Origin of the sequence: Pseudomonas lini (genome assembly GCF_030812475.1) — a bacterium.
Taxonomy (GTDB): Bacteria; Pseudomonadota; Gammaproteobacteria; order Pseudomonadales; family Pseudomonadaceae; genus Aquipseudomonas; species Aquipseudomonas lini_A.
This window is the reverse complement of sequence record NZ_JAUSSR010000010.1, coordinates 261,405-283,891: the sequence shown is the minus strand read 5'-3', so window position 1 is coordinate 283,891 and position 22,487 is coordinate 261,405. Positions and strand designations below refer to the sequence as shown.

Sequence of the window (22,487 nt, the reverse complement as noted above, 5' to 3'; positions counted from 1 at the left end):
CATGGCGGTCAAGGCAGTAAAAATCAGCGTGTATGCCTGGGAAGGCACGGACAGGAAAGGCACGAAAATGACCGGCGAACTCAGCGGTCAGAACCCGGCGCTGATCAAGGCGCAATTGCGTAAACAAGGGATCAATCCCGGCAAGGTGCGCAAAAAATCCGCCTCGATTCTCAACCTGGGCAAGCGCATCAAGGCCCATGACATCGCCCTGTTCACCCGGCAGATGGCGACCATGATGAAAGCCGGCGTGCCGTTGTTGCAGTCGTTCGACATCATCGGCGAAGGCTTCGATAACCCGGCCATGCGCAAGCTGGTGGACGAGGTGAAACAGGAAGTCGCGGCGGGCAACAGCTTTGCCGCGGCGCTGCGAAAAAAGCCCCAGTATTTCGATGAGCTGTACTGCAACCTGGTCGATGCCGGCGAACAGGCCGGCGCCCTGGACACCCTGTTGGACCGGGTGGCGACCTACAAGGAAAAGAGCGAAAGCCTCAAGGCAAAGATCAAGAAAGCCATGACTTATCCGATCGCCGTGGTCTTCGTCGCGATCATCGTGACCGGGATCCTGCTGGTCAAGGTGGTGCCGCAGTTCGAGTCGGTGTTCAAGGGATTCGGCGCCGAACTGCCGGCCTTCACGGTGATGGTCATCGGCCTCTCGGAGTTCATGCAGGACTGGTGGTGGGTGATGCTCGGCCTATTGATCGCAGCGGTCTTTGGCCTGCGACACGCGCTCAAGACGTCGCAAGGCTTTCGGGACCGGACTGACACCTGGCTGCTGAAACTGCCGTTGGTAGGCACGTTGATGTACAAGTCCGCCGTGGCCCGTTATGCCCGTACGCTGTCGACTACCTTCGCCGCCGGCGTGCCGTTGGTCGAGGCCTTGGAATCCGTGGCGGGCGCGACCGGCAACATCGTGTTCAAGCGCGCCGTGCTGCGCATCCGTCAGGACGTGGCGACCGGCATGCAGCTGAATTTTTCCATGCGCGCCTCCGGCATCTTTCCGAACATGGCGATCCAGATGACGGCCATTGGCGAAGAGTCCGGGGCACTGGACGACATGCTCGACAAGGTCGCGAGTTTCTACGAGGACGAAGTGGACAACATGGTCGATAACCTCACCAGCCTGATGGAACCGTTCATCATGGTGGTGCTGGGGGTTGTCGTCGGCGGCCTGGTGGTTGCGATGTACCTGCCCATCTTCCAGCTCGGCGCTGCGATCTGATGCCCTTGAACGACATTCTGACTGTCTATCCGCTGACCTTCGTCATCGTTGCCGCCGTGGTTGGCCTGCTGGTCGGCAGCTTCCTCAATGTAGTGATCTGGCGCCTGCCGAAAATGCTCGAGCGTGAGTGGCGACTGCAGGCCCATGACATCCTGGGCTTGCCCGAGGAAACGCCCCTGCCGGTTTACAACCTGCTGCTGCCCCACTCTCAGTGCCCTCACTGTAGCCACCGGATTCGGGCCTGGGAAAACATTCCAGTGCTCAGTTATGCGTTTCTGCGAGGGCGATGCTCAAGCTGCAAGGCGCCGATCGGCAAACGCTACCCTTTGACCGAACTGGCCTGCGGTGTGCTGTCGGCCTTTATCGCCTGGCACTTCGGGTTTGGTTGGCCTGCAGGCATGGCGCTGGTCCTGACCTGGGGCCTGTTGGCCATGAGCCTGATCGACGCCGAGCACCAACTGCTGCCGGATGTGCTGGTGCTACCCCTGATGTGGCTCGGATTGATCGTCAACAGTTTCGGCCTGTTCGTGCCGTTGCAGGAGGCGTTGTGGGGCGCGATAGCCGGCTACACGGCGCTGTGGTCGGTGTTCTGGTTGTTCAAGCTGGTCACCGGCAAGGATGGCATGGGTCACGGTGATTTCAAGCTGTTGGCGATGCTTGGCGCCTGGGGCGGCTGGCAGATCCTGCCACTGACGATCCTGCTGGCATCCCTGGTGGGTGCCGTCATCGGCGTGATCTGGCTGCGCATGCGCAACGCGAAAACCTCGACGCCGATCCCTTTCGGCCCCTATCTGGCAATTGCCGGCTGGATTGCCTTGCTCTGGGGTGGTCAAATAACCGACTTCTATTGGCAGTTTGTCGGTTTGAAATGAATACCCTTGTGGAAAAACCCTGGATTCTCGGCCTGACCGGCGGCATCGGCAGTGGCAAAAGCGCGGCGGCCCAGCACTTCATCGACCTGGGCGTGCACCTGGTGGACGCCGACCATGCGGCGCGTTGGGTGGTGGAGCCGGGGCGCCCGGCCCTGGCGAAGATCGCCGAACACTTCGGTCCCGGCGTGCTGCAAACCGACGGGCAGCTGGATCGCGCGGCGCTGCGCAAACTGATCTTCGAGGTGCCGGAACAACGTCTCTGGCTCGAAGCGCTGCTGCATCCGCTGATCGCCAGGGAAATCGCCGATCATCTGGCCAAGGCACAATCGCCTTACGCGATTCTGGTTTCGCCGTTGCTGATCGAGTCGGGGCAGTACGCCATGACTCAACGGGTGCTGGTGATCGATGCCCCCGAACAGCTACAGATCGAACGCACCCTGCAGCGTGACCAGACCAGCGAGCAACAGGTAAAGGCAATCCTCAAGGCCCAGTCCAGCCGCCAGGATCGCCTGAGCCATGCCGACGATGTGGTGGTCAACGACCGCGACCTCGCCTGGCTGCACAGCGAAGTCGAACGCCTGCATCACTTTTACCTTACATTGCGTGGAGGCCAGTCATGAGCCAAACCCCAACCGTCGATTGCCCAACGTGCGGCGCACCTGTCGAGTGGAGCCCTGAAAACAAATTCCGGCCATTCTGTTCGGATCGTTGCAAATTGATCGACCTGGGCGCCTGGGCGTCGGAAGAACACAAGATTCCGGTGAGCCCGGATGCCGAAGACGACATGTTCAGCGAAGACTTCGAGCCGCGTCACTGACCCCGCTTTGTTGCCGGATCAGGATTTTGGATCGTCGTCATTCCACGGCGCCGAAAGGTAGCGCGTGCGGTTGAACGTCTCCAGCCACTCGGGACAGAACACCACCAGCGCGCTGACCACCATGCCGTTGATAAACGCCTCCGGAAAAATGATCAGCCACAGGTAACCGACAAAGTCTTCCAGCCAATAGGGCATGGCAAAACGTTCGTCGAACCACAGCAACCACAGCGCCAGCAGCAGACACAGCAACGCCGAGAGCGCCGCCGCAAAAAATCCGGAAACGAAGATATACACAAAGGGATTGCGCGGCTGCGCTCGCTCCACCAGGATTGCGCAGCACTCGGTGACCAGCACCGGCAGCAGGATCAGCAGCGCGCCATTGACCCCCATCGCCGCCACATCCTGACGGCCGAGCAGCACCAGCCCCGCTTGCGCGACCAACCCGCCGACAATCGCCAGCGGCCAGTCGAGCAACAGGGTCACGGCGGTCATGCCAATGAAGTGGTAGGAGACGCCAGTATCGAAGTCCCGTCGCACCAGCCACAGCATGAACAGCGCGAATACCGTGCCGAACAGCAAATGCTGGCGGCGGCTGTCACTGAACAGTTCGACCCACGGCGCTCGCGCAACCGCCCAGACCAGCGCCGACGCATAGATCAACCAGCCTACCGTGAGGGTTTCGGATGACAGTAACTCGGCGCCGATCATGGCTGGGCACACTCCCTTGTCTTGCCGAAAGAGAACAGACCCTCAGTCTACACCGCCCTTAGCCAGCGCTTCGACGTCAGGCCCAATGCCGCGGATCGTCCATCACCGCCTCGTGCTCGGCGAACAGTTTGGGTAATTCGGCCTTGAGAAAGTCCACCCAGGTCCGGACCTTGGCGTCGAGAAAACGCCGTGACGGATACAGTGCATACACCGTGCGTTGACGGGGGCGCCAGGCCGGCAGCAAGCGCAACAAGGTGCCATCGCTCAAGGGGCGCGTTGCGGTATAGAACGGAATCAGGCAGATCCCCATCCCGGCCTCCGACGCCTTGACCATCGATTCGGCGACGTTGCACTGGAAGGTTTTCGCCGGGCTGACCGCCTGTTCGCCTTGTTCGTCCTGGAATACCCATTCATCGCTGTACAAGGGGTCGACCATGCGCAGGCACTGATGTTCGTTCAGCGCCGGCGGCGTGTGCGGTACGCCTCGCCGCTGCAGGTACGCCGGGGAGGCGCAGAGCACGCTGTAGATCTGTCCGATGGAGTGGGCGACCGATTGCGAATCGGCCAGTTCGTGGGCGATCGAAATCACCACGTCGTGCCCTTCCTCCAGCGGATCGGGATTGCGCTGCGACAGGGTCAACTCGAACACTACATCGGGGTAGAGCTCGCTGTAGCGGGCGATCAATGGCGTGATCAGCACGCCCAGGCCGTTCATGCTGTGCACCCGCAGGCGTCCACTGGGTTTGAGATGCGCACCCCGGGCTTCTGCCGTTGCCTCCTCCATTTCTTCGAGTATTTGTCGACTGCGCAACAGGAAGCGCTCACCAGCCTCGGTCAGGCTCAACCGCCGCGTGGTGCGTTGCAGCAAGCGAGCCTGAACATGCTGCTCCAGATCCGCCACCAGTCGCGATACTTGCGCGGTCGACAGGTCCAGCGCATCGGCGGCACCCGTAAAACTTGCGCAGTCCACCACCCGGACGAACACCCGCAAGTTATTGAGCAAATCCATGGGCCCTCCCAGGGGCAGAGATTGTTACGTTTCTTGTAAGGCTGCTTCAGACCCTAGCCGCTTTATCGGCCAAGGGCAAAGACTAGAATGGCGGTATCGGAATCAACACGGAGCACGGAAAAATGAAAACCCTGATCAGCCTGTTTCTGAGCGTTGTCGCCACCTCGGCCATGGCCGCCGGCAACGAGGCGGCTGCCACCCCGTACAATCCGGCGCAGCCGCTGGACATCGCCCAGGTGGTGTCAGTAACCGACACCGCTACCGCCTGCGACGTGGTGCCGGCGACCATGGTCTACATCGATCATCAGGGCCAGACCCATAGCGTGACCTATCAGGTGATGGGCAATTGCATGAGCAATCTGTGATCGCTGCTTCATAGCAACGTCCACGTATAGCTGAGGATCAAACGGTTCTCATCGATGTCACTGCGGTAGTTGGAACGCGCCATCACATTACGCACGCGGATACCCAGGCCCTTGAGGTTGCCGCTCTGCAGCACATAGCCGAGATCGAGATCACGTTCGCGATCCTTGCCTTCGAAACCCAGGCCGGTATCGACATTGTTGCCGGTGATGTAGCGCACAGTACTGGTCAGCCCCGGCACGCCGAGGGCCGCGAAATCGTAGTCGTAACGCGCCTGCCAGGAGCGCTCGTCGGTATAGGCAAACTCGTAGGTCGGCACTTCGTTGCCCAGCGGACTGATATTGGCAAAGACCCGCGGGAAGGCGCTGTCGCCGAACATGCCCTGATACCCCAGATAAAACGTGTGGCCGCCGCGTTTGGCCGACAGCAGGGAGAAGAACGCCTGGTTGTCGATATTGCCCAGCAGCTTTTTGCCGTCTTCGCGAGAATCGTAATAACCGAGATTGGCGCCCAGGGTCCAGTTGCCCAGCGGCTGGCTGTGCTTGAGGCCGATAAAGCGCTGGTTGTAGATATCTTCCAGTTGCCCGAGCCAGGCGCTGACCGAGGTGCGCTTGTCATTGAAGGCGTAGTCGGCGCCGGCAAAGTTGAAGCCGTCACTGCTGACCTGACGCTGTGGTACGTGACCCAGCATGGCTTGCATCTTTTCGTCGCCCGCCTCGTTGCGCAGGCTGGTGGACCGCAAGTGACCGCCTTGCAAGGTCAGGCCATCGATCTCGTTCGAGCTGATACTTGCACCCTGATAGCTGGGTGGCAACAGTCGGATATCGCTGAAGGCCAGTACCGGCACGTTGGGTTGCAATTCACCCACCCTCAGTTCGGTCCTGGAATAGCGCACCTTCAACGCGCCTTCCAGCCGGCTGTAATCATTCGCCGCACGGCCGTCATCCTGCACCGGCAGCAAACCGGTATTGACCCGGTCCGGACTGCTGTCGAGCTTGAGGCCGAGCAGGCCGATGACATCCAAGCCAAAACCGACCGGGCCTTGGGTGTAACCGGATTTGACATTGAGAATGAAGCCCTGCGCCCACTCTTCGGCCTTCGATTGCCGGTTGGCGCCGACGATGTCGGAAAAGTCCCGGCTGAAGTAGTAATTGCGCGCTTGCAAGGTCGCCGTGGTGTCTTCTATGAAGCCGCCCTCGGCGGCCATGGCACCGGCGGATAAACTCGAGACGACCGCCATGGACAACACCGAACCGGTTGTTGGAAGAATCTGTTTCATCGTTTTTCTCTTGTTTTTATTTATCGACAGGTTGAAGTGCTTTAGCCGCAACGGCTTCGCTGCGGGGAACTGGACGACGGGCGTTCAAAAGCGCGTGGGTAACCATGCCGAAAATCATCCCCCAAAATGCAGCGGACAATCCCAACAACGACATACCCGACGCGGTGGTGAGAAAGGTCACCAGCGCCGCTTCGCGATCCTTGGGCACAGCCATGGCGCCGGCCAGTGCCCCGGCAATTGCAGCGAACAGCGCGAGCCCGGCCAGGGCGGCGATCAATTCTTTGGGGAATGCCGAAAACAGTGAAACCAGGGTGGCGCCGAAGATCCCCAGCACCAGGTAGCACAGGCCTCCGACGACGCCGGCCACATAGCGTTTGCCCGGGTTTTCATGGGCCTCGCGGCCGGTGCATATGGCCGCGGTGATCGCCGCCAGATTCAGCCCGTGACAACCGAACGGAGCCAACAGCGCCGAGCCCAACGCGCTGCTGGCGATGATCGGGCTTGCCGGCGTCGAATAACCGCTGGCGCGCAGCACCGCCATGCCGGGCACGAACTGGCCGGTCAGCGCCACCATCACCAACGGCAAGGCAATGTTCAGGGTCGCGCTCAGGCTGAACGCGGGGGTGATCCACACTGGCGTGGCCATCCCGATCACCAGCGCTTCGCGGTGCAAATCACCGGCGAAAAAGGCCATGGAACAGCCCACCAACAGCACCATCAACACCGCATAACGCGGCATAACCCGTTTGCAGATCAGGTAAGTGGCGAACATCGCCAGCACCAGCCACGGCTTGCCCTGCAACGACACGAACAACCCGGTGCCGAAGCTGAACAGAATCCCGGCCAGCATCGCTGCCGCAATGGCCGCTGGCAGTTTGCCGATGATCCGGTCAAACGCCCCGGATACCCCGACCACAAAGATAATCAGGCTGCTGACCAGGTAAGCCCCCACCGCCTCCGGCATGGAGATCCCGGGCAACAGCGCCACCAGCAACGCCGAACCCGGCGCCGACCACGCGATGATCACCGGTACCCGGTAACGCAGGCTCAGGCCTATGCCGAGCACGGCGCTGCCGATGGAAATCGCCCAGACCCAGGATGACAACACTTCTCGCGAGAGGTGCGCGGTCTCCGCCGCCTGGAAGATGATCACCAACGGGCCTGCGTAGGAAATCACCGTGGCGATAAATCCGGCGACTGCCGCCGACAGGGAAAAATCCTGGAATAACGTTTTCATGAAACCTCGCCAATAGCCCCGTCAGGCGATTTTTGCTGGGAGACAGGCGGCTGTAGCCGGGCACTGCGCCGGCTGCTGATGGCGAACACGGTCATGGCAATCGCGGCCACCGCACCGGGCAAGGCAAAGGCCATGAAGTTCAGCTGCAGCGGCAGGTTGATCCCGAGCAAGGCACCGCCCAGCAGCGGGCCGACGATAGCTCCGTTGCGCCCTATGCCAGACGCCCAACCCAGGCCGGTGGAGCGAATGGTCATGGAGTAGAACTGCGCGGCGCAGGCGTACAACAGAATCTGCGAGCCGATAGTGGTAGCACCTGCAATCGCGATCAGCAGGTACAGCACCGGCATCGGGCTGTTGAATCCCAGCAAGGTGATCGATACGGCGGCACCGGCGAAGAACACCGCCAACACCCGCGGCAGGTTGAGTTTATCCCCCAGCACACCGCCGCCGACCGCACCGAAAATGGCACCGAAGTTGAGCACCAGCAGGAACGACAGGCTCGAGCCCAGGCTGTAACCGGCATTGGCCATCAGTTTCGGCAGCCAGGAACTCAAGGCGTAGACCATCAGCAGGCAGCAGAAAAACGCCAGCCACAGCATCAGCGTACGCAGCGCCCGACCTTCGCGAAACAGCTGCAGTACCGGCGTGCCAGTACCTTTCACATCGCTCATCTGCAATTGATCGCCGGTTTGCGCGACGTAAGCCGGATCGATCCGCTGCAGGATGGTGCGCGCCTCTTCATTGCGCCCCTGGCGCAGCATGAAACCCACCGACTCGGGCAGGAAGTACATGATCAGCGGCAACAACAGCAACGGCAGCACCGCCACGTAGAACACCGATTGCCAGCCAAAACTCGGGATCAGGACAATGCCCAGCCCTGCCGACAGCATGCCGCCCACCGAGTAGCCGCTGAACATGATCGCCACCAGCGTGCTGCGGATTTTCTTTGGCGCGTACTCGTTCATCAGCGCCACGACGTTTGGCATCACCCCGCCAATGCCCAGCCCGGCAATGAACCGGCAAATACCAAACTCGGTGGGGTTGCGGGCAAATCCGTTGAGCACGGTAAAACCGCTGAAAAGCATCACGCAGATCGTGATGGCCTTTTTTCGGCCAATCCTGTCCGACAGCGGCCCGAAGAACAGCGCGCCAAACATCATTCCAAACAGTGCATAGCTGCCCAGCGCACCCGCTTGCAAGGGACTGAGCCCCCACTCTTTCATCAGCATCGGCAGCACTACGCCGTAAATCACCAGATCGTAACCATCGAAGATGATGATCAGGGCACACCAGAACAGCACCATCCAGTGGAAGCGATTGAATCGTGCGTTGTCGATAACCTCATGTACGTCAATCTTGCGCATGGCATCTATCTCTTGTTGTTGTTTTTAGAGCGTTGGTAAAGCGGCTAACGTCCCGTAAAGCCGAGGGTAAAGCTGCCAGGCAGGGGCAAATATCCGCTGTGCGCAGATCACTATCCGTTTTGTGCAAAGCCCTGAAGCGGGCGTGGAATGGGGTGGGTCGCGGGCATGTCGCGCCGCAGATCCGGCAGATTTCTGACCTTGTGAGATAAACTGTCTTCTTTGCGATCGCATTTGAACGCTAAGCTTGGGCTTATGGATGACTCCGATTACTTACGCCTGCTGACCATCGCGGCCGAGCAAGCCAATGCGTTTCTCTCCAATGCCCGCAAATGGGAGCGTGAGCGTTGGGTGTGCCAGCGCCTGTTGCAGGGCCTGAACATTCCCTACCGCGCCGATGAGTTCGCACCCGCCGGAGAGCCGCCGGATGTGCTGTTCCGTGACGCCAGTTTCGAGGTGTTCTTCGTCCTGGACGAAGGCCGGCGCCTCAACGACGAGTGGCGCGATGAGCTGCAACGCCGGCGCAGCGCGTTTTCCCTGAGTCAGCTGGTGCGCCGCGAGGCCAAGCCCAGGCGCATTCCGGCCAATGAGTTCTTGCTGAGACTGGCACCGACCTTGCGCAAAAAAGCGCACAACTACAAAGAACGCGGCATGGACCTGGGGGAGCTGGACATCATTGCCTTCGCCAGCCTCAAGCGCGAAGTACTCGACCTCAACAGTCATTTCCCGCCGCCTACCGAATACCTGCGGCAGGGCTGGCGTTCGTTGTCGCTGGTCGGCCCGACCTTTGCCCGCGTGCTGTTCGCGCACCCGGATGCGCCGGATTTCCTGCGCAGCAACCTGGGTCGCAGCATTGTGTTCGACGTCGGGATCAGCCTGTGACTCCGTTGCAGCAATTGATTGCCGAAGTGCCGCAACAGGGTCGCGTTCGCTGGATCGGAGTGCGGCCGGAGCGTCATGCGCCGATGATCGAGCTCGACGCCGTGGAAGCACGTCTCGAGGCTGGCCTGACCGGTGATCGCGCCCGCCCGGGCATACGCAATGCGCGCCAGGTGACGCTGATCCAGTGGGAACATCTGGCGGTCATCAGTTCGCTGATGGGCCGCGCGGAGGATCGCCCGGTGCTTCCTCAGGACCTGCGGCGCAATATCGTCGTCAGCGGCATCAATCTGTTCAGCCTCAAAGGCCGACGCTTCAGGATCGGCCAGGCAATTTTCGAAACCACCGGCTGGTGCCAGCCCTGTGCCCGCCTGCAAACCAACCTCGGCCCCGGGACCTTTCAGGCCGTGCGCGGACATGGCGGAATCACCGCCCGGGTGTTACAAAGTGGAATCATTCGCCTGGGCGATACGGTGCGCGTCGAGCCCGTCCCGGACAGCGGCTATGCTCCGTTCAACGTGGGGTAAACCCGCATGTAGCTTCCAGACATTCAGCAACGTCTACCTGACGAGGCCCGAAAATGACCAGCCGCCTGAAACCCGAAGACCAGAAGCATGTCGAAGAGTACCTGCAGCTGTCCCAGCACCAAGTCGAGCGCCGGCCATTTCGGCCGTGGATGCTCCTGGTGGTGGTATTGGCAGTGACCATTGGCCTGGGCCTGCTGAGCCGATTTATCAGTTACCTGACGCTATGAGCTGCCTGGCGCTCGCTCGGGTAATTGCACCGATTTCTTTTAGCCTTGCGAGATATCCCCATGACTCATCGTATCGTTATCGTTGGCGGCGGCGCCGGCGGTCTGGAGTTGGCTACCCGTCTGGGTAAGACTCTGGGCAAGCGCGGCACGGCCAGCGTGATGCTGGTCGACGCGAACCTGACCCACATCTGGAAACCGCTGTTGCACGAAGTGGCGGCCGGCTCGCTGAACTCTTCCGAAGACGAACTCAACTATGTTGCCCAGGCAAAATGGAACCACTTCGAGTTCCAGCTGGGGCGCATGAGCGGGCTCGATCGCACCCAGAAGAAAATCCAGCTGGCCGCGACCTATGATGAAGCCGGCGTGGAGCTGGTCCCTGCCCGTGAACTGGGCTACGACTCGCTGGTCATTGCCGTTGGCAGCACCACCAACGATTTCGGCACCCAGGGCGCGGCGCAACATTGCCTGTTCCTCGACACCCGCAAGCAAGCCGAACGCTTCCATCAGCAATTGCTCAACCATTACCTGCGCGCGCACGCCGGGCAAAGCGACACGGTCGAGCAGATCAGCGTCGCCATCGTCGGTGCCGGCGCCACCGGGGTCGAACTCGCCGCCGAACTGCACAACGCGGCCCATGAACTGGCGGCCTATGGCCTGGACCGGATCAAGCCGGAAAACATGCACATCACCCTGATCGAAGCCGGGCCGCGGGTGCTGCCTGCATTGCCGGACCGGATTGGCGGGCCAGTGCATAAAACCCTGGAGAAACTCGGGGTCAATGTGATGACCAATGCCGCCGTCAGCGAAGTGACATCCGACAGCCTGATCACCGCCGATGGCAAAGTGATCAAGGCCAGCCTGAAAGTCTGGGCCGCCGGGATTCGCGCACCGGGATTTCTCAAGGACATCGATGGCCTGGAAACCAACCGCATCAATCAACTGCAAGTGCTGCCGACCCTGCAAACCACCCGCGACGAAAACATCTTCGCCTTCGGCGACTGCGCGGCCTGCCCGCAGCCGGGCACCGATCGCAACGTGCCACCACGGGCTCAGGCTGCGCATCAGCAGGCTTCATTGCTCGCCAAATCGCTGAAGCTGCGGATCGAAGGCAAGGCACTGCCGGAGTACAAGTACACCGACTACGGCTCGTTGATCTCGTTGTCGCGTTTTTCGGCTGTGGGTAACTTGATGGGCAACCTGACCGGCAGCGTGATGCTCGAAGGTTGGCTGGCACGGATGTTTTATGTGTCGCTGTACCGCATGCACCAGATGGCGTTGTATGGCGCGTTTCGCACGGCGATGCTGATGCTGGGCAGCAAGATCGGGCGTGGGACTGAGCCGCGGCTCAAGTTGCACTAATACCTCCTGCAGAGCCCGTTCCCTGTGGGAGCGAGCTTGCTCGCGATAGCGTCCGTACAGTCGACATCAATGTCGCCAGACACGCCGCCATCGCGAGCAAGCTCGCTCCCACATTTTTTTACTCACTGCCTACAGGTCTGTGTCTCACTGTATCTTTCCCCCCGATCCAGCCCCTTCGCTTACAAACTCCCCCTTGCGCGACACAGTAGCGATACACCCACCCCGCTAAATGACCACACCCGAGCAAGGCCCCCCACCTGCACAGGTTTACCGCCGCATTTACGTGGCGCCCTTTATCGAACGGTTGTGTCGTGCAACCCAGGAGATTTCAAATGTCCCGTACCCCTACTCTCGGCAAGAACACCCTTGGCCTGCTCGGTGCTGTCCTGGCCGGCGGCATGATGTTGTCCGGTTCCGTGTTCGCTTCACAGCCTTTGACCCAGGGCTATCTGCTGGCCTCGGCCGAACAGGTGGTGAAAACCCCGGAAGGCAAATGCGGCGAAGGCAAGTGTGGCGATGAATCGATGGCCCGGACCGATACCGATGGTGACGGCAAGGTATCCCGCGCGGAGTTCTTGAAAGTGGCGCCCAAGGCTGACTTCGACAAGATCGACACCAACCATGACGGCCAGATCGACGAACAAGAGGCTTTTGATAACGTGAAGACCAATTACGAAGCCAATGGCAAGAAAATGCCGAAAGGCTTGTTCGAGCACCTGAAAGACAATAGTTAAGCCCTCAGGCAACGAACCCGCCCCGCCTTTCCTCCAGGGAACGCGGGGTTTGGTTTGTGCACGGCTTTTCAGCAGACAAAAAAAAATCCCCGTATCTTTCGATACGAGGATTTTTAATATGGTCGGGGTAAGGGGATTCGAACTCCTGACATCCTGCTCCCAAAGCAGGCGCGCTACCGGACTGCGCTATACCCCGGTAAAAAAAAGGCACCTCAGAAAGGCGCCTTCTTCGATCAGCGCTTTTGGCCTCTGATCTTAAGATCTGATCCCAGCGTTAACTGGTTTCAAAAATGGTGGGTCGTGTGGGATTCGAACCTACGACCAATTGGTTAAAAGCCAACTGCTCTACCAACTGAGCTAACGACCCAAAAATGGTCGGGGTAAGGGGATTCGAACTCCTGACATCCTGCTCCCAAAGCAGGCGCGCTACCGGACTGCGCTATACCCCGGCTTGAAATTGGCTCCGTGACCAGGACTCGAACCTGGGACCCAATGATTAACAGTCATTTGCTCTACCGACTGAGCTATCACGGAACTACACATTTCAATTTACAACGGTGAAGCTTTACTGCGTTCTCTTCGACCCGTTCGCATCGCTGCGTTCGTGTGTCTGAGGCGCGCTATTCTACAATCTTCAGCACCTCTGTCAACCCCCTAAATTGCTTTCAAGTTAATGATTTGCAACTTATTTTGGATTCCTGCTTGGGGAGCGGAAACCCTTCGGAGCGACTTACTGCGGGGCGCACTTTACAAGCCTTTTCCTTTCAGTTCAACAACCTAATGAAAAAAAGCCTCGCAATGAGAGCAGAGCTGTTCAGTTACGGATTGTGTGGGAGCTAGCCTGCTCGCGAAGGACTCAATGACACCGCGTTCATCCAGGAAGTACGCGTTATCGTTGACGACCATCGCTAGCAAGCCAGCTCCTACAACAGCGGATCAGGCGAAAACGATTTCGTCGTTTTCCACGACACCCTTGGCGGTATCGCCGGGCATGAAACGTCCCGACAGAATCAGCTGCGCCAGCGGGTTCTCGATCCAGCGCTGGATCGCCCGTTTGAGCGGTCGTGCGCCGTAGACCGGGTCGTATCCGACCGCGATCAGCTTGTCCATCGCCTCCGGACTGAGTTCCAGCTTCAGCTCCCGTTCGGTCAGCCGAGCCCGCAGACGTCCCAACTGGATCTCGGTGATGCCTGCGATCTGATCCCGCGCCAGCGGCTCGAAGATCACCACTTCGTCGACCCGGTTGATGAACTCCGGCCGGAAGTGCGTGGAAATCGCATCCATCACCGCCGCGCGTTGCGCCTCACGATCTCCCACCAGCTCCTGGATCTGCACCGACCCCAGGTTGGACGTCATGACAATCACGGTATTCTTGAAATCCACCGTGCGGCCATGGCTGTCGGTCAGGCGGCCATCTTCCAGCACTTGCAGCAAGACGTTGAACACGTCCGGGTGGGCCTTCTCGACCTCGTCCAGGAGGATTACCGAGTAAGGCTTGCGACGCACCGCCTCGGTCAGGTAACCGCCCTCTTCATAGCCTACGTAGCCTGGTGGCGCCCCGATCAGCCGAGCCACGGAGTGTTTCTCCATGAACTCGGACATGTCGATCCGCACCATCGCCTCTTCGGTATCGAAAAGGAACTCGGCCAGTGCCTTGCACAACTCGGTTTTACCCACCCCGGTCGGACCGAGGAACATGAACGAGCCGCTCGGGCGATTCGGGTCGGACAACCCGGCCCGCGAACGCCGTACCGCGTTGGAAACGGCTATCACCGCTTCGTCCTGGCCGATCACACGCTGATGCAACAGGCTTTCCATCTTCATCAGCTTGTCGCGCTCGCCTTCGAGCATTTTCGACACCGGGATGCCGGTCCACTTCGACACGACTTCGGCGATCTCTTCTTCAGTCACCTTGCTGCGCAGCAACTGGTTTTCGCTCTTGCCGTGCTGGTCGACCATCTGCAGGCTGCGCTCCAGGTCCGGGATCACCCCATATTGCAACTCGGCCATGCGATTCAAGTCGCCCTTACGGCGCGCGGCTTCCAGTTCCTGACGGGACTGTTCGATCTTCTGCTGGATCTGCGCCGAACCCTGGACCTCGGCTTTTTCCGAATTCCAGATTTCCTCCAGGTCCGAATACTCACGCTCGAGCCGGGCGATTTCTTCCTGGAGTTTTTCCAGGCGCTTCTTCGCTGCGTCGTCGCTTTCTTTCTTCAGTGCCTGGGATTCGACCTTCAACTGGATCAGGCGCCGCTCCAGACGGTCCAGCACTTCCGGCTTGGAGTCGATTTCCATGCGGATGCGGCTGGCGGCTTCGTCGATCAGGTCGATGGCCTTGTCCGGCAATTGACGATCGGTGATGTAGCGATGGCTGAGCTTGGCGGCGGCAATGATCGCGCCGTCGGTGATCGCCACCTTGTGGTGAACCTCGTAACGCTCTTTCAAGCCACGCAGGATCGCGATGGTGTCTTCTTCGCTCGGCTCGTCCACCAGGACTTTCTGGAAACGCCGCTCCAGGGCCGCATCCTTCTCTATATATTGGCGGTACTCGTTGAGCGTGGTTGCGCCGACGCAATGCAACTCGCCGCGAGCCAGTGCCGGCTTGAGCATATTGCCCGCGTCCATCGAGCCTTCGCCTTTACCTGCGCCGACCATGGTGTGCAGTTCGTCGATGAACAGAATGATCTGCCCTTCCTGCTTCGACAGCTCGTTGAGCAGGGATTTGAGGCGTTCTTCGAATTCGCCGCGATATTTGGCGCCGGCAATCAGCGACCCCATGTCCAGCGACAGCAGGCGCTTGCCTTTCAGGCCATCGGGCACTTCACCGTTGATGATGCGCTGGGCCAGGCCTTCTGCGATCGCCGTTTTACCTACGCCAGGCTCACCGATCAGCACCGGGTTGTTCTTGGTGCGACGCTGCAGCACCTGGATGGTCCGGCGAATTTCATCGTCACGGCCGATCACCGGGTCGAGCTTGCCTTCTTCGGCGCGCTTGGTCAGGTCGACGGTGTATTTATCCAGCGCCTGGCGCGACTCCTCGTGATTGGCGTCATTGACGGCCTCACCGCCACGCAGGTTGTTGATCGCGTTTTCCAGGGCTTTTTTGCTCACGCCCTGGCCAAGCATCAACTTGCCGAGCTTGCTGTTCTCGTCCATGGCGGCGAGCAGCACCAATTCGCTGGAAATGAACTGGTCGCCCTTCTGCTGGGCCAGACGATCGGCCTGGTTGAGCAGGCGCGCCAGATCCTGCGACATATTGACGTCGCCGGTCGGGTTCTGGATTTTCGGCAATTGATCGAGCTCTTTAGTCAGCTCTTTACGCAGGCTGTTGACGTCGAAGCCTACCTGCATCAGCAGCGGCTTGATCGAACCACCCTGCTGTTCAAGCATGGCCTGCATCAAATGCGCCGGCTCGATAGCCGGATGGTCGAGGCCGACGGCCAGGGATTGGGCGTCGGACAAGGCTAACTGCAACTTGCTGGTTAAACGGTCTATACGCATGGGTCACCTTCCTTTTGAGCAGGCCGGACCTATAAAACATCCTGAATGAAGAAACCTGCCAGATACCGTTATAGATGTGGTCGATTCTGGGAGATTCAAGCGTCTTGATGTTGATGCAGGTCAGCTAAGTCTAGCGTTGTGCCCTGTCTCGTGAGACAGGGCACTAAAGCCAGACCAGGGAGGCAAACCGACCGGTGCGTGGACTGCGGCGGTAAGAAAAGAAGCGCGGATCGTTCACGGTGCAGAAACCGCCACCATAGATAGCGGTAATACCGCGAGCAGCCAGGCGCAAACGCGCCAGCTGATAGATATCAGCCATGAATTTGCCAGCATTTTGGCTCGGCACAAAGGCCTCGGCGGCTTCGGGCAGTTGCAGGACAAAGGTCTCGCGCACTTCCGGGCCGACTTCAAAGGCTTGCGGGCCAATGGCAGGACCGAGCCAGACCAGCACGTCTGCTGGCGGCACGGCCAGGCTGTCGAGGGTTGCTTCCAGCACGCCCGCCGCCAACCCGCGCCAGCCGGCATGGGCCGCCGCGACACGCGTGCCCGCACGGTCGCAGAACAGCACCGGCAGGCAATCGGCCGTCATTGCCGCGCAAGCGATACCGGGCGTTGCCGTCCAGCTGGCATCGGCAACAGCCACCAAGCTTGGGTCGGCATGAGCCACGGCAATGCCGTGAACCTGCTGCAACCAGGCCGGTTGAATTGCTAAATGCTCGGTGAGGCGGCGGCGGTTTTCGGCCACGGCTTCGGGGCTGTCGCCGACGTGATCGCCGAGGTTAAGGCTGTCGAACGGCGCCAGACTGACGCCGCCCGCACGGGTGGTGACGCAGGCTTTCACCCCGGCCGGCGCAGGCCAGTCAGGAATCAGCCATTCACTCATCCGATGAACGCCTCGCGGTCTTGCTTGAGCAGTGTCAGCAACCAGACGAAGTCGTCAGGCAGTGGCGACTCCCAACTCATGCGTTTACCTGTGGTCGGATGATCCAGTTCCAGGAACCGCGCATGCAGGGCCTGACGCGGAAAAGCCTTCAACGATTCGATCATGGTCACATTGGCTGCCGGCGGGATGCGGAAACGGCCGCCGTAGGCAGGATCTCCGACCAACGGGAAGTTGATGTGGGCCATGTGTACACGAATCTGGTGCGTACGACCGGTTTCCAGCTTGACCCGCACGTGAGTATGGGAGCGGAAACGCTCGAGCACGCGGTAATGGCTGACGGCCTGCTTGCCACCTTCCATGACGGCCATGCGCTGGCGTTGCTGGCCATGACGACCGATCGGCGCATTGATCTTGCCGCCGGCGGTGACCACACCGATCACGATGCATTCGTAGATCCGGCTGACGCTGCGACTTTGCAACTGTGTCACCAGCTGCGTCTGCGCCTGAATGGTCTTGGCCACCACCATCAGACCAGTGGTGTCCTTGTCCAGGCGATGCACGATACCGGCGCGGGGCACATTGATAATGTCCGGGACGTGGTGCAGCAAGGCGTTGAGCAAGGTGCCATCAGCATGGCCGGCAGCCGGATGCACCACCAGGCCCGCAGGCTTGTTGATCACCAGGATGTCGTCGTCTTCGTAGACGATGTCCAGCTCGATGTCTTGAGCGATCCATTCGCCCTGAGCTTCCTGCTCGGCAGTCAACTCAAGTACGGCGCCACCGTGAACGATGTCTCGCGGGCGGATAACCGCCCCATCCACAGTCAGGCGGCCGTCTTTGATCCAGGCGGAAAGGCGCGAGCGCGAGTGCTCAGCGAATAATTGTGCGGCGACTTGATCGAGGCGTTGGCCGCCCAATTCGGACGGCACCTCTGCGCGAAGTTCAATTTTATCGGACATGCTCAGACTAGGCGTCGGCACAGCTTTTGGTTTCGGCTGCGCGCTTGTGGTTAAATACGGCGTCTTTTGCCCCGAAGCTATTCATCGGGGCGCTCATCATAACAGGACGGCCCCGCCCAAGACAGCGGCCGTCATAGGGACGCAAGCCGCCATGCAAGTGAAACACCTGCTGCTGATCGCCATCCTCGCATTGACCGCTGCTTGCTCATCGAAGGAAGTCGTAGACGAAAACCTTAGCGAAGTCGAGCTGTACCAGCAGGCTCAGCACGATCTGGACAATAACAACTACACCAGCGCCACAGCCAAGCTGAAGGCACTGGAGTCGCGTTATCCGTTCGGTCGCTACGCTGATCAGGCTCAACTCGAGCTTATCTACGCCAACTACAAGAACACCGAGCCCGAGGCCGCGAAGTCCGCGGCCGAGCGTTTCATTCGTCTGCACCCACAGCACCCGAACGTGGATTACGCGTATTACCTCAAGGGTCTGACTTCTTTCGACCAGGACGTCGGCCTGCTGTCGCGCTTCCTGCCGCTGGATATGACCAAGCGTGACCCGGGCGCCGCTCGCGACTCCTACAACGAGTTCGCCCAGCTGACGAGCCGCTTCCCGAACAGCCGCTACTCGCCGGACGCCAAGCAGCGCATGATTTACCTGCGCAACCTGCTGGCCGCTTACGAAATTCACGTTGCCGACTATTACCTGACCCGTCAGGCCTATGTCGCCGCCGCGAACCGTGGGCGCTACGTGGTGGAAAACTTTCAGGAAACCCCGGCGGTCGGTGACGGCCTGGCGGTGATGACCGAGGCCTACCAGCGTCTGCACCTGGACGAACTGGCCAACACCAGCCTCGAAACCCTGAAGCTCAACTACCCGAACCATCCAAGCCTGGTCGACGGTCAGTTCAAGCCTTCGGTCGACGAAGCCGACAACCGTTCGTGGTTGAGCAAGGCCACCCTGGGCCTGATCGAGTCCCGTCCACCGCTGCCGCCGGGCGAAACCCGCGCCAACCAGGACGTGCAGAGGCAGTATCAGGAAGCCAAGGACGCGATTCCAAGCGATCTCAAGCCTAAAGATGCAGATGGCGACGTGATCGAAGAAGAGGAACCCGAAGCCGAAGCCAACAACAGCGACCGCTCGTGGTTCAGCTACATGACCTTCGGCGTGTTCGACTGACATACGCAGAATTTGTAGGAGCGAGCTTGCTCGCGATGGGCGTCAACGATGACGCGTTTCTTCTGAGTAAACGCGTCGTCTAAAGGTTTTTCGCGAGCAAGCTCGCTCCTACAGGCTGTGCGCAGGTCAGGTCCTTGCTAAACTGCCTGATCATTAGCTACTAAAGCAGCTCGCCATGCTTCGTTTATTGTTCTGGATCGCCCTGATTGCCGCTGCGGTATGGCTCTGGCGCAAGTTCAAGGCTTCTTCGTCCACCCCCAAGTCCCCCGCCGAGCTGGAAGCAGCGCCGATGGTCCGTTGCGCCCATTGCGGCGTACACCTGCCGCGGGATCGCGCGCTGAACCTTCAACAACAGTGGTATTGCAGCCAGGCTCACCTTGAGCAAGGCCCGGGTTCAAGTGATCGCTGAGACGTCCAGTCCCGGCAGCAAACAAGCCCAGCGACTGCTGCGCCTCTATCATCTTTACCGTTTAAGCGTCGGCCTCACCCTGGTGTTGTTGATCTCCAGCAACATGGACAACCAGTTGTTGAAGTTCGCCAATGACAACCTGCTGCGCACTGGCAGCTGGGTGTACCTGGTACTCAATATTCTGCTGGTGGTGTTCCTTGAGAACACCCGCCGCCCGGCGCAGTTGTTCATTCTGGCGCTGACCGACGTGCTGCTGCTGTGCGCCCTGTTCTACGCTGGCGGCGGCGTGGCCAGCGCCATTGGCAATCTGTTGATCGTGTCGGTGGCGATCAGCAACACCTTGTTGCGACGGCGTATCGGCTTGCTGATTGCCGCTGTTGGCGCGCTCGGCATCGTCGGGCTGAGCCTGCTGATAAGCTTCAGCCATCAGACCAGCCCCAACGACTACCTTCAGGTCGGCACCCTGGGCGCCCTGTGCTTCGCCGCAGCTCTATTGGTACAAGGCCTGACCCGGCGCCTGGAAGTCAGTGAAAGCCTGGCCGAGCAACGGGCCAGCGAAGTGGTCGGCCTTGAAGCCCTCAATGCGCTGATCCTGCAACGCATGCGCACCGGCATCCTGGTGCTCGACGACCAGCGACAGGTCCAACTGGCCAACCACAGCGCGTTGACACTGCTGGGTCGGGACCGACTAGAAGGCCATCTTATCGATGATCATTCGCCCGCCCTGGTCGAACGCCTGCAACTGTGGCGCAACAATCCGACGCTGCGCCCCCAGAGCGTTAAAGTCGACAGTAGTGGCCTGGAGCTGCAACCGAGCTTTATTGCCTTGGATCAAAGCCCTCACCACCAGACTCTGGTATTCCTCGAAGACATCGCCCAGATCGCCCAACAGGCCCAACAATTGAAACTTGCCGCCCTCGGCCGCCTGACAGCCGGCATCGCCCATGAAATCCGCAATCCACTGGGCGCCATCAGTCACGCCGCGCAGCTATTACAGGAATCCGAGGAACTCAATGGCGCGGATCGACGTCTGATCCAGATTATTCAAGACCACTCTCAGCGAATGAATCGGGTAATCGAAAACGTCCTGCAACTGTCCCGTCGGCAACAGACCGTGCCGCAACGGCTCGACCTGAAGTCTTGGCTGGAACGGTTCGTCGCCGAAACCCGAGAGGGCGCGACCGGGCGCCAGCAGATTCACCTGCACATAGGTTCGGGAGACTTCAAAACCCTGATGGACCCGAACCAGCTGACCCAGATAGTCGACAATCTGGTGCGCAACGGCTGGCGCCATAGCCTTCAGGTCCACGACCAGGCGCAGGTCTGGCTCGAACTGTTTGTCGACCGCGACAGTCAGCTGCCCATTCTCGAGGTCCGGGACGATGGAGCCGGTGTGGCACCGGATCACCTGGCAAAGCTGTTCGAGCCGTTCTTCACCACCAGCACCCAAGGGACCGGGCTTGGACTTTATCTGTCCCGTGAGCTGTGCGAAAGCAACCAGGCCCGCCTAGACTTCAAACCACGCCAAGGCGGCGGCTGCTTTCGTATCACCTTTGCTCACGGACGGAAACAAAGTTGAACATAAGCCCACGGCAAAAAGTCCTGATCGTCGACGACGAGCCGGACATCCGCGAACTCCTCGAAATCACCCTGGGACGAATGAAGCTCGACACCTTCAGCGCCCGCAACCTTGGCGAAGCCCAGGTTCTGCTGACGCGCGAGACATTCGACCTGTGCCTGACCGACATGCGTCTGCCGGACGGCACCGGCCTGGAGCTGGTGCAATACATTCAGCAACGCCATCCACAGGTACCGGTGGCAATGATTACGGCCTATGGCAGCCTGGAAACAGCGATCAATGCACTCAAGGCCGGTGCCTTCGACTTCCTGACCAAACCGGTGGACCTTTCCCGCCTGCGCGAACTGGTCACCAGCGCCCTGCGCCTGACCGCGCCGAGCGGCGCCAGCAGCACCGTCGATCGGCAACTGCTGGGTGACTCGTTGCCCATGCGCAGCCTGCGCAAACAAATCGACAAACTGGCCCGCAGCCAGGCCCCGGTGTACATCAGCGGCGAGTCGGGCAGCGGCAAGGAGCTGGTCGCGCGCCTGATCCACGAGCAGGGACCCAGGGCCAACGGTCCCTTTATCCCGGTGAACTGTGGAGCGATCCCCTCGGAATTGATGGAGAGCGAGTTTTTCGGTCACCGCAAAGGCAGCTTCAGCGGGGCCTTCGAAGACAAGCCCGGCCTGTTCCAGGCAGCCCATGGCGGTACGCTGTTCCTCGACGAAGTGGCTGACTTGCCACTGGCGATGCAGGTCAAACTGTTGCGGGCGATTCAGGAAAAAGCGGTGCGCAGTGTCGGTGGCCAGCAGGAAACCGTGGTGGATGTACGCATCCTCTGCGCCACCCACAAAGACCTCGACGCTGAAGTCGCCGCCGAGCGCTTTCGCCAGGACTTGTACTATCGGCTGAACGTGATCGAGTTGCGGGTTCCGTCCCTGCGCGAGCGGCGTGACGATATCGAGACCTTGGCCACCCATGTTCTCAAACGGCTGGCAGCCGGTAGCGGGCAGCCCCCGGCGAGACTCCATCCACACGCGCTCGACGCGTTGAAAAGCTATCGTTTTCCGGGCAATGTGCGGGAACTGGAGAACATGCTCGAACGGGCTCACACGCTATGTGAGAACAAACAGATCGAAGCCGGCGACCTGCGCCTGGCTGACGGCAACTGTGCCGTGGAAGGCGGAGTGCCGGACCTGACGCAGATCGACAATCTGGAAGATTATCTGGAAAACGTCGAGCGCAAACTGATCCTCCAGGCGCTGGAGGAAACCCGCTGGAACCGGACGGCGGCGGCTCAGCGGTTGAATCTATCATTTCGGTCGATGCGCTATCGGCTGAAGAAATTGGGACTGGATTAAGGGCCCCATCGTCGGAACGCCGCCCGGAGCAAGCTCGCTCCCACAGGG

22 protein-coding genes and 4 tRNA genes are annotated in these 22,487 nt (G+C 60.1%); 14 read left to right on the top strand and 12 right to left on the bottom strand.

What is annotated here, in order from left to right:
* The first annotated feature begins 1 nt into the window (after window position 1).
* Genes J2W17_RS20645 through yacG form a run of 4 tightly spaced genes read left to right on the top strand, consistent with a single transcriptional unit; the run spans window position 2 to window position 2,908 of the window.
* Complete coding sequence (locus tag J2W17_RS20645) at window positions 2–1,219, top strand: type II secretion system F family protein (protein ID WP_307338426.1); 1,218 nt, start codon at window positions 2–4, stop codon at window positions 1,217–1,219.
* Window positions 1,219–2,091 (top strand): prepilin peptidase, encoded by an 873-nt coding sequence (locus J2W17_RS20640; RefSeq protein WP_307338423.1) that lies wholly within the window; start codon window positions 1,219–1,221, stop codon window positions 2,089–2,091. The genes J2W17_RS20645 and J2W17_RS20640 overlap by 1 nt, the downstream gene beginning before the upstream one ends.
* A complete protein-coding gene (gene coaE / locus J2W17_RS20635) occupies window positions 2,088–2,711 on the top strand; it encodes a dephospho-CoA kinase (RefSeq protein ID WP_307338420.1) in 624 nt (207 codons plus the stop codon). Before J2W17_RS20640 ends, coaE begins: the two co-directional genes overlap by 4 nt.
* Window positions 2,708–2,908 carry a DNA gyrase inhibitor YacG gene (yacG, locus tag J2W17_RS20630; RefSeq protein ID WP_307338417.1) on the top strand — a complete coding sequence of 67 codons (201 nt, stop codon included), beginning with the start codon at window positions 2,708–2,710 and terminating at the stop codon, window positions 2,906–2,908. The genes coaE and yacG overlap by 4 nt, the downstream gene beginning before the upstream one ends.
* A gap of 18 nt (window positions 2,909–2,926) precedes the next feature.
* On the opposite strand, the gene J2W17_RS20625 is transcribed toward yacG, so the two are convergent.
* Both J2W17_RS20625 and J2W17_RS20620 read right to left on the bottom strand, forming a co-directional pair.
* Window positions 2,927–3,616, bottom strand: a complete 690-nt coding sequence (locus tag J2W17_RS20625) for an energy-coupling factor ABC transporter permease (protein ID WP_307338414.1) — start codon at window positions 3,614–3,616, stop codon at window positions 2,927–2,929.
* Window positions 3,617–3,692: 76 nt separating this feature from the next.
* Window positions 3,693–4,625 carry a LysR family transcriptional regulator gene (locus J2W17_RS20620; protein ID WP_307338411.1) on the bottom strand — a complete coding sequence of 311 codons (933 nt, stop codon included), beginning with the start codon at window positions 4,623–4,625 and terminating at the stop codon, window positions 3,693–3,695.
* A gap of 122 nt (window positions 4,626–4,747) precedes the next feature.
* Between J2W17_RS20620 and J2W17_RS20615 the strand changes: the two genes are divergently transcribed.
* Complete coding sequence (locus tag J2W17_RS20615; protein WP_307338408.1) at window positions 4,748–4,990, top strand: DUF2790 domain-containing protein; 243 nt, start codon at window positions 4,748–4,750, stop codon at window positions 4,988–4,990.
* A gap of 8 nt (window positions 4,991–4,998) precedes the next feature.
* Here J2W17_RS20615 and J2W17_RS20610 read toward each other — a convergent pair whose 3' ends face one another.
* From J2W17_RS20610 to J2W17_RS20600, 3 genes are read right to left on the bottom strand one after another with little or no spacing between them, the layout of a single operon-like run.
* Window positions 4,999–6,267, bottom strand: coding sequence for an OprD family porin (locus J2W17_RS20610; protein WP_307338405.1), 1,269 nt, complete (start codon window positions 6,265–6,267; stop codon window positions 4,999–5,001).
* Between the two features lie 16 nt (window positions 6,268–6,283).
* A complete protein-coding gene (locus J2W17_RS20605) occupies window positions 6,284–7,504 on the bottom strand; it encodes a benzoate/H(+) symporter BenE family transporter (protein WP_307338402.1) in 1,221 nt (406 codons plus the stop codon).
* Window positions 7,501–8,868 carry an aromatic acid/H+ symport family MFS transporter gene (locus tag J2W17_RS20600; protein ID WP_307338399.1) on the bottom strand — a complete coding sequence of 456 codons (1,368 nt, stop codon included), beginning with the start codon at window positions 8,866–8,868 and terminating at the stop codon, window positions 7,501–7,503. The genes J2W17_RS20605 and J2W17_RS20600 overlap by 4 nt, the downstream gene beginning before the upstream one ends.
* Window positions 8,869–9,120: 252 nt before the next feature.
* On the opposite strand from J2W17_RS20600, the gene J2W17_RS20595 reads away from it, so the two are divergent.
* From J2W17_RS20595 to J2W17_RS20575, 5 genes are all read left to right on the top strand, one after another.
* Entirely contained in the window at window positions 9,121–9,747 is a 627-nt protein-coding gene (locus J2W17_RS20595; protein ID WP_007970534.1) for a DUF1780 domain-containing protein, read from the top strand.
* Window positions 9,744–10,271, top strand: a complete 528-nt coding sequence (locus J2W17_RS20590; RefSeq protein ID WP_307338394.1) for an MOSC domain-containing protein — start codon at window positions 9,744–9,746, stop codon at window positions 10,269–10,271. The genes J2W17_RS20595 and J2W17_RS20590 overlap by 4 nt, the downstream gene beginning before the upstream one ends.
* Before the next feature lie 53 nt (window positions 10,272–10,324).
* Window positions 10,325–10,498 (top strand): DUF3094 domain-containing protein, encoded by a 174-nt coding sequence (locus J2W17_RS20585; RefSeq protein ID WP_307338391.1) that lies wholly within the window; start codon window positions 10,325–10,327, stop codon window positions 10,496–10,498.
* Between the two features lie 60 nt (window positions 10,499–10,558).
* Window positions 10,559–11,857 carry an NAD(P)/FAD-dependent oxidoreductase gene (locus J2W17_RS20580; protein WP_307338389.1) on the top strand — a complete coding sequence of 433 codons (1,299 nt, stop codon included), beginning with the start codon at window positions 10,559–10,561 and terminating at the stop codon, window positions 11,855–11,857.
* Between the two features lie 332 nt (window positions 11,858–12,189).
* Window positions 12,190–12,591 carry an HvfA family oxazolone/thioamide-modified RiPP metallophore gene (locus J2W17_RS20575; RefSeq protein ID WP_307338386.1) on the top strand — a complete coding sequence of 134 codons (402 nt, stop codon included), beginning with the start codon at window positions 12,190–12,192 and terminating at the stop codon, window positions 12,589–12,591.
* A 119-nt stretch (window positions 12,592–12,710) separates the two neighbouring features.
* On the opposite strand, the gene J2W17_RS20570 is transcribed toward J2W17_RS20575, so the two are convergent.
* The 7 genes from J2W17_RS20570 to rluD all read right to left on the bottom strand — a co-directional run bounded on the left by J2W17_RS20570 (window position 12,711) and on the right by rluD (window position 17,934).
* Window positions 12,711–12,787 (bottom strand) — tRNA-Pro (locus J2W17_RS20570).
* Window positions 12,788–12,882: 95 nt separating this feature from the next.
* Window positions 12,883–12,958, bottom strand: a tRNA-Lys gene (locus J2W17_RS20565).
* A gap of 5 nt (window positions 12,959–12,963) precedes the next feature.
* Window positions 12,964–13,040, bottom strand: a tRNA-Pro gene (locus J2W17_RS20560).
* Window positions 13,041–13,049: 9 nt separating this feature from the next.
* A tRNA-Asn gene (locus tag J2W17_RS20555) sits at window positions 13,050–13,125 on the bottom strand.
* A 402-nt stretch (window positions 13,126–13,527) separates the two neighbouring features.
* A complete protein-coding gene (gene clpB, locus J2W17_RS20550; protein ID WP_307338383.1) occupies window positions 13,528–16,092 on the bottom strand; it encodes an ATP-dependent chaperone ClpB in 2,565 nt (854 codons plus the stop codon).
* Between the two features lie 163 nt (window positions 16,093–16,255).
* A complete protein-coding gene (pgeF, locus tag J2W17_RS20545) occupies window positions 16,256–16,975 on the bottom strand; it encodes a peptidoglycan editing factor PgeF (protein WP_307338381.1) in 720 nt (239 codons plus the stop codon).
* Window positions 16,972–17,934 carry a 23S rRNA pseudouridine(1911/1915/1917) synthase RluD gene (gene rluD, locus J2W17_RS20540; protein ID WP_307338377.1) on the bottom strand — a complete coding sequence of 321 codons (963 nt, stop codon included), beginning with the start codon at window positions 17,932–17,934 and terminating at the stop codon, window positions 16,972–16,974. Before rluD ends, pgeF begins: the two co-directional genes overlap by 4 nt.
* A 151-nt stretch (window positions 17,935–18,085) precedes the next feature.
* Here rluD and J2W17_RS20535 point away from each other — a divergent pair, with 151 nt between their 5' ends.
* The 4 genes from J2W17_RS20535 (at window position 18,086) to J2W17_RS20520 (ending at window position 22,439) form a co-directional block, all read left to right on the top strand.
* Window positions 18,086–19,108, top strand: a complete 1,023-nt coding sequence (locus tag J2W17_RS20535) for an outer membrane protein assembly factor BamD (RefSeq protein WP_307338373.1) — start codon at window positions 18,086–18,088, stop codon at window positions 19,106–19,108.
* A 175-nt stretch (window positions 19,109–19,283) separates the two neighbouring features.
* Window positions 19,284–19,517 (top strand): PP0621 family protein, encoded by a 234-nt coding sequence (locus tag J2W17_RS20530; RefSeq protein WP_307338370.1) that lies wholly within the window; start codon window positions 19,284–19,286, stop codon window positions 19,515–19,517.
* Window positions 19,507–21,096, top strand: coding sequence for a sensor histidine kinase (locus J2W17_RS20525; RefSeq protein ID WP_307338367.1), 1,590 nt, complete (start codon window positions 19,507–19,509; stop codon window positions 21,094–21,096). Before J2W17_RS20530 ends, J2W17_RS20525 begins: the two co-directional genes overlap by 11 nt.
* Window positions 21,093–22,439, top strand: coding sequence for a sigma-54-dependent transcriptional regulator (locus J2W17_RS20520; RefSeq protein ID WP_307338364.1), 1,347 nt, complete (start codon window positions 21,093–21,095; stop codon window positions 22,437–22,439). Before J2W17_RS20525 ends, J2W17_RS20520 begins: the two co-directional genes overlap by 4 nt.
* Window positions 22,440–22,487 lie beyond the last annotated feature (48 nt).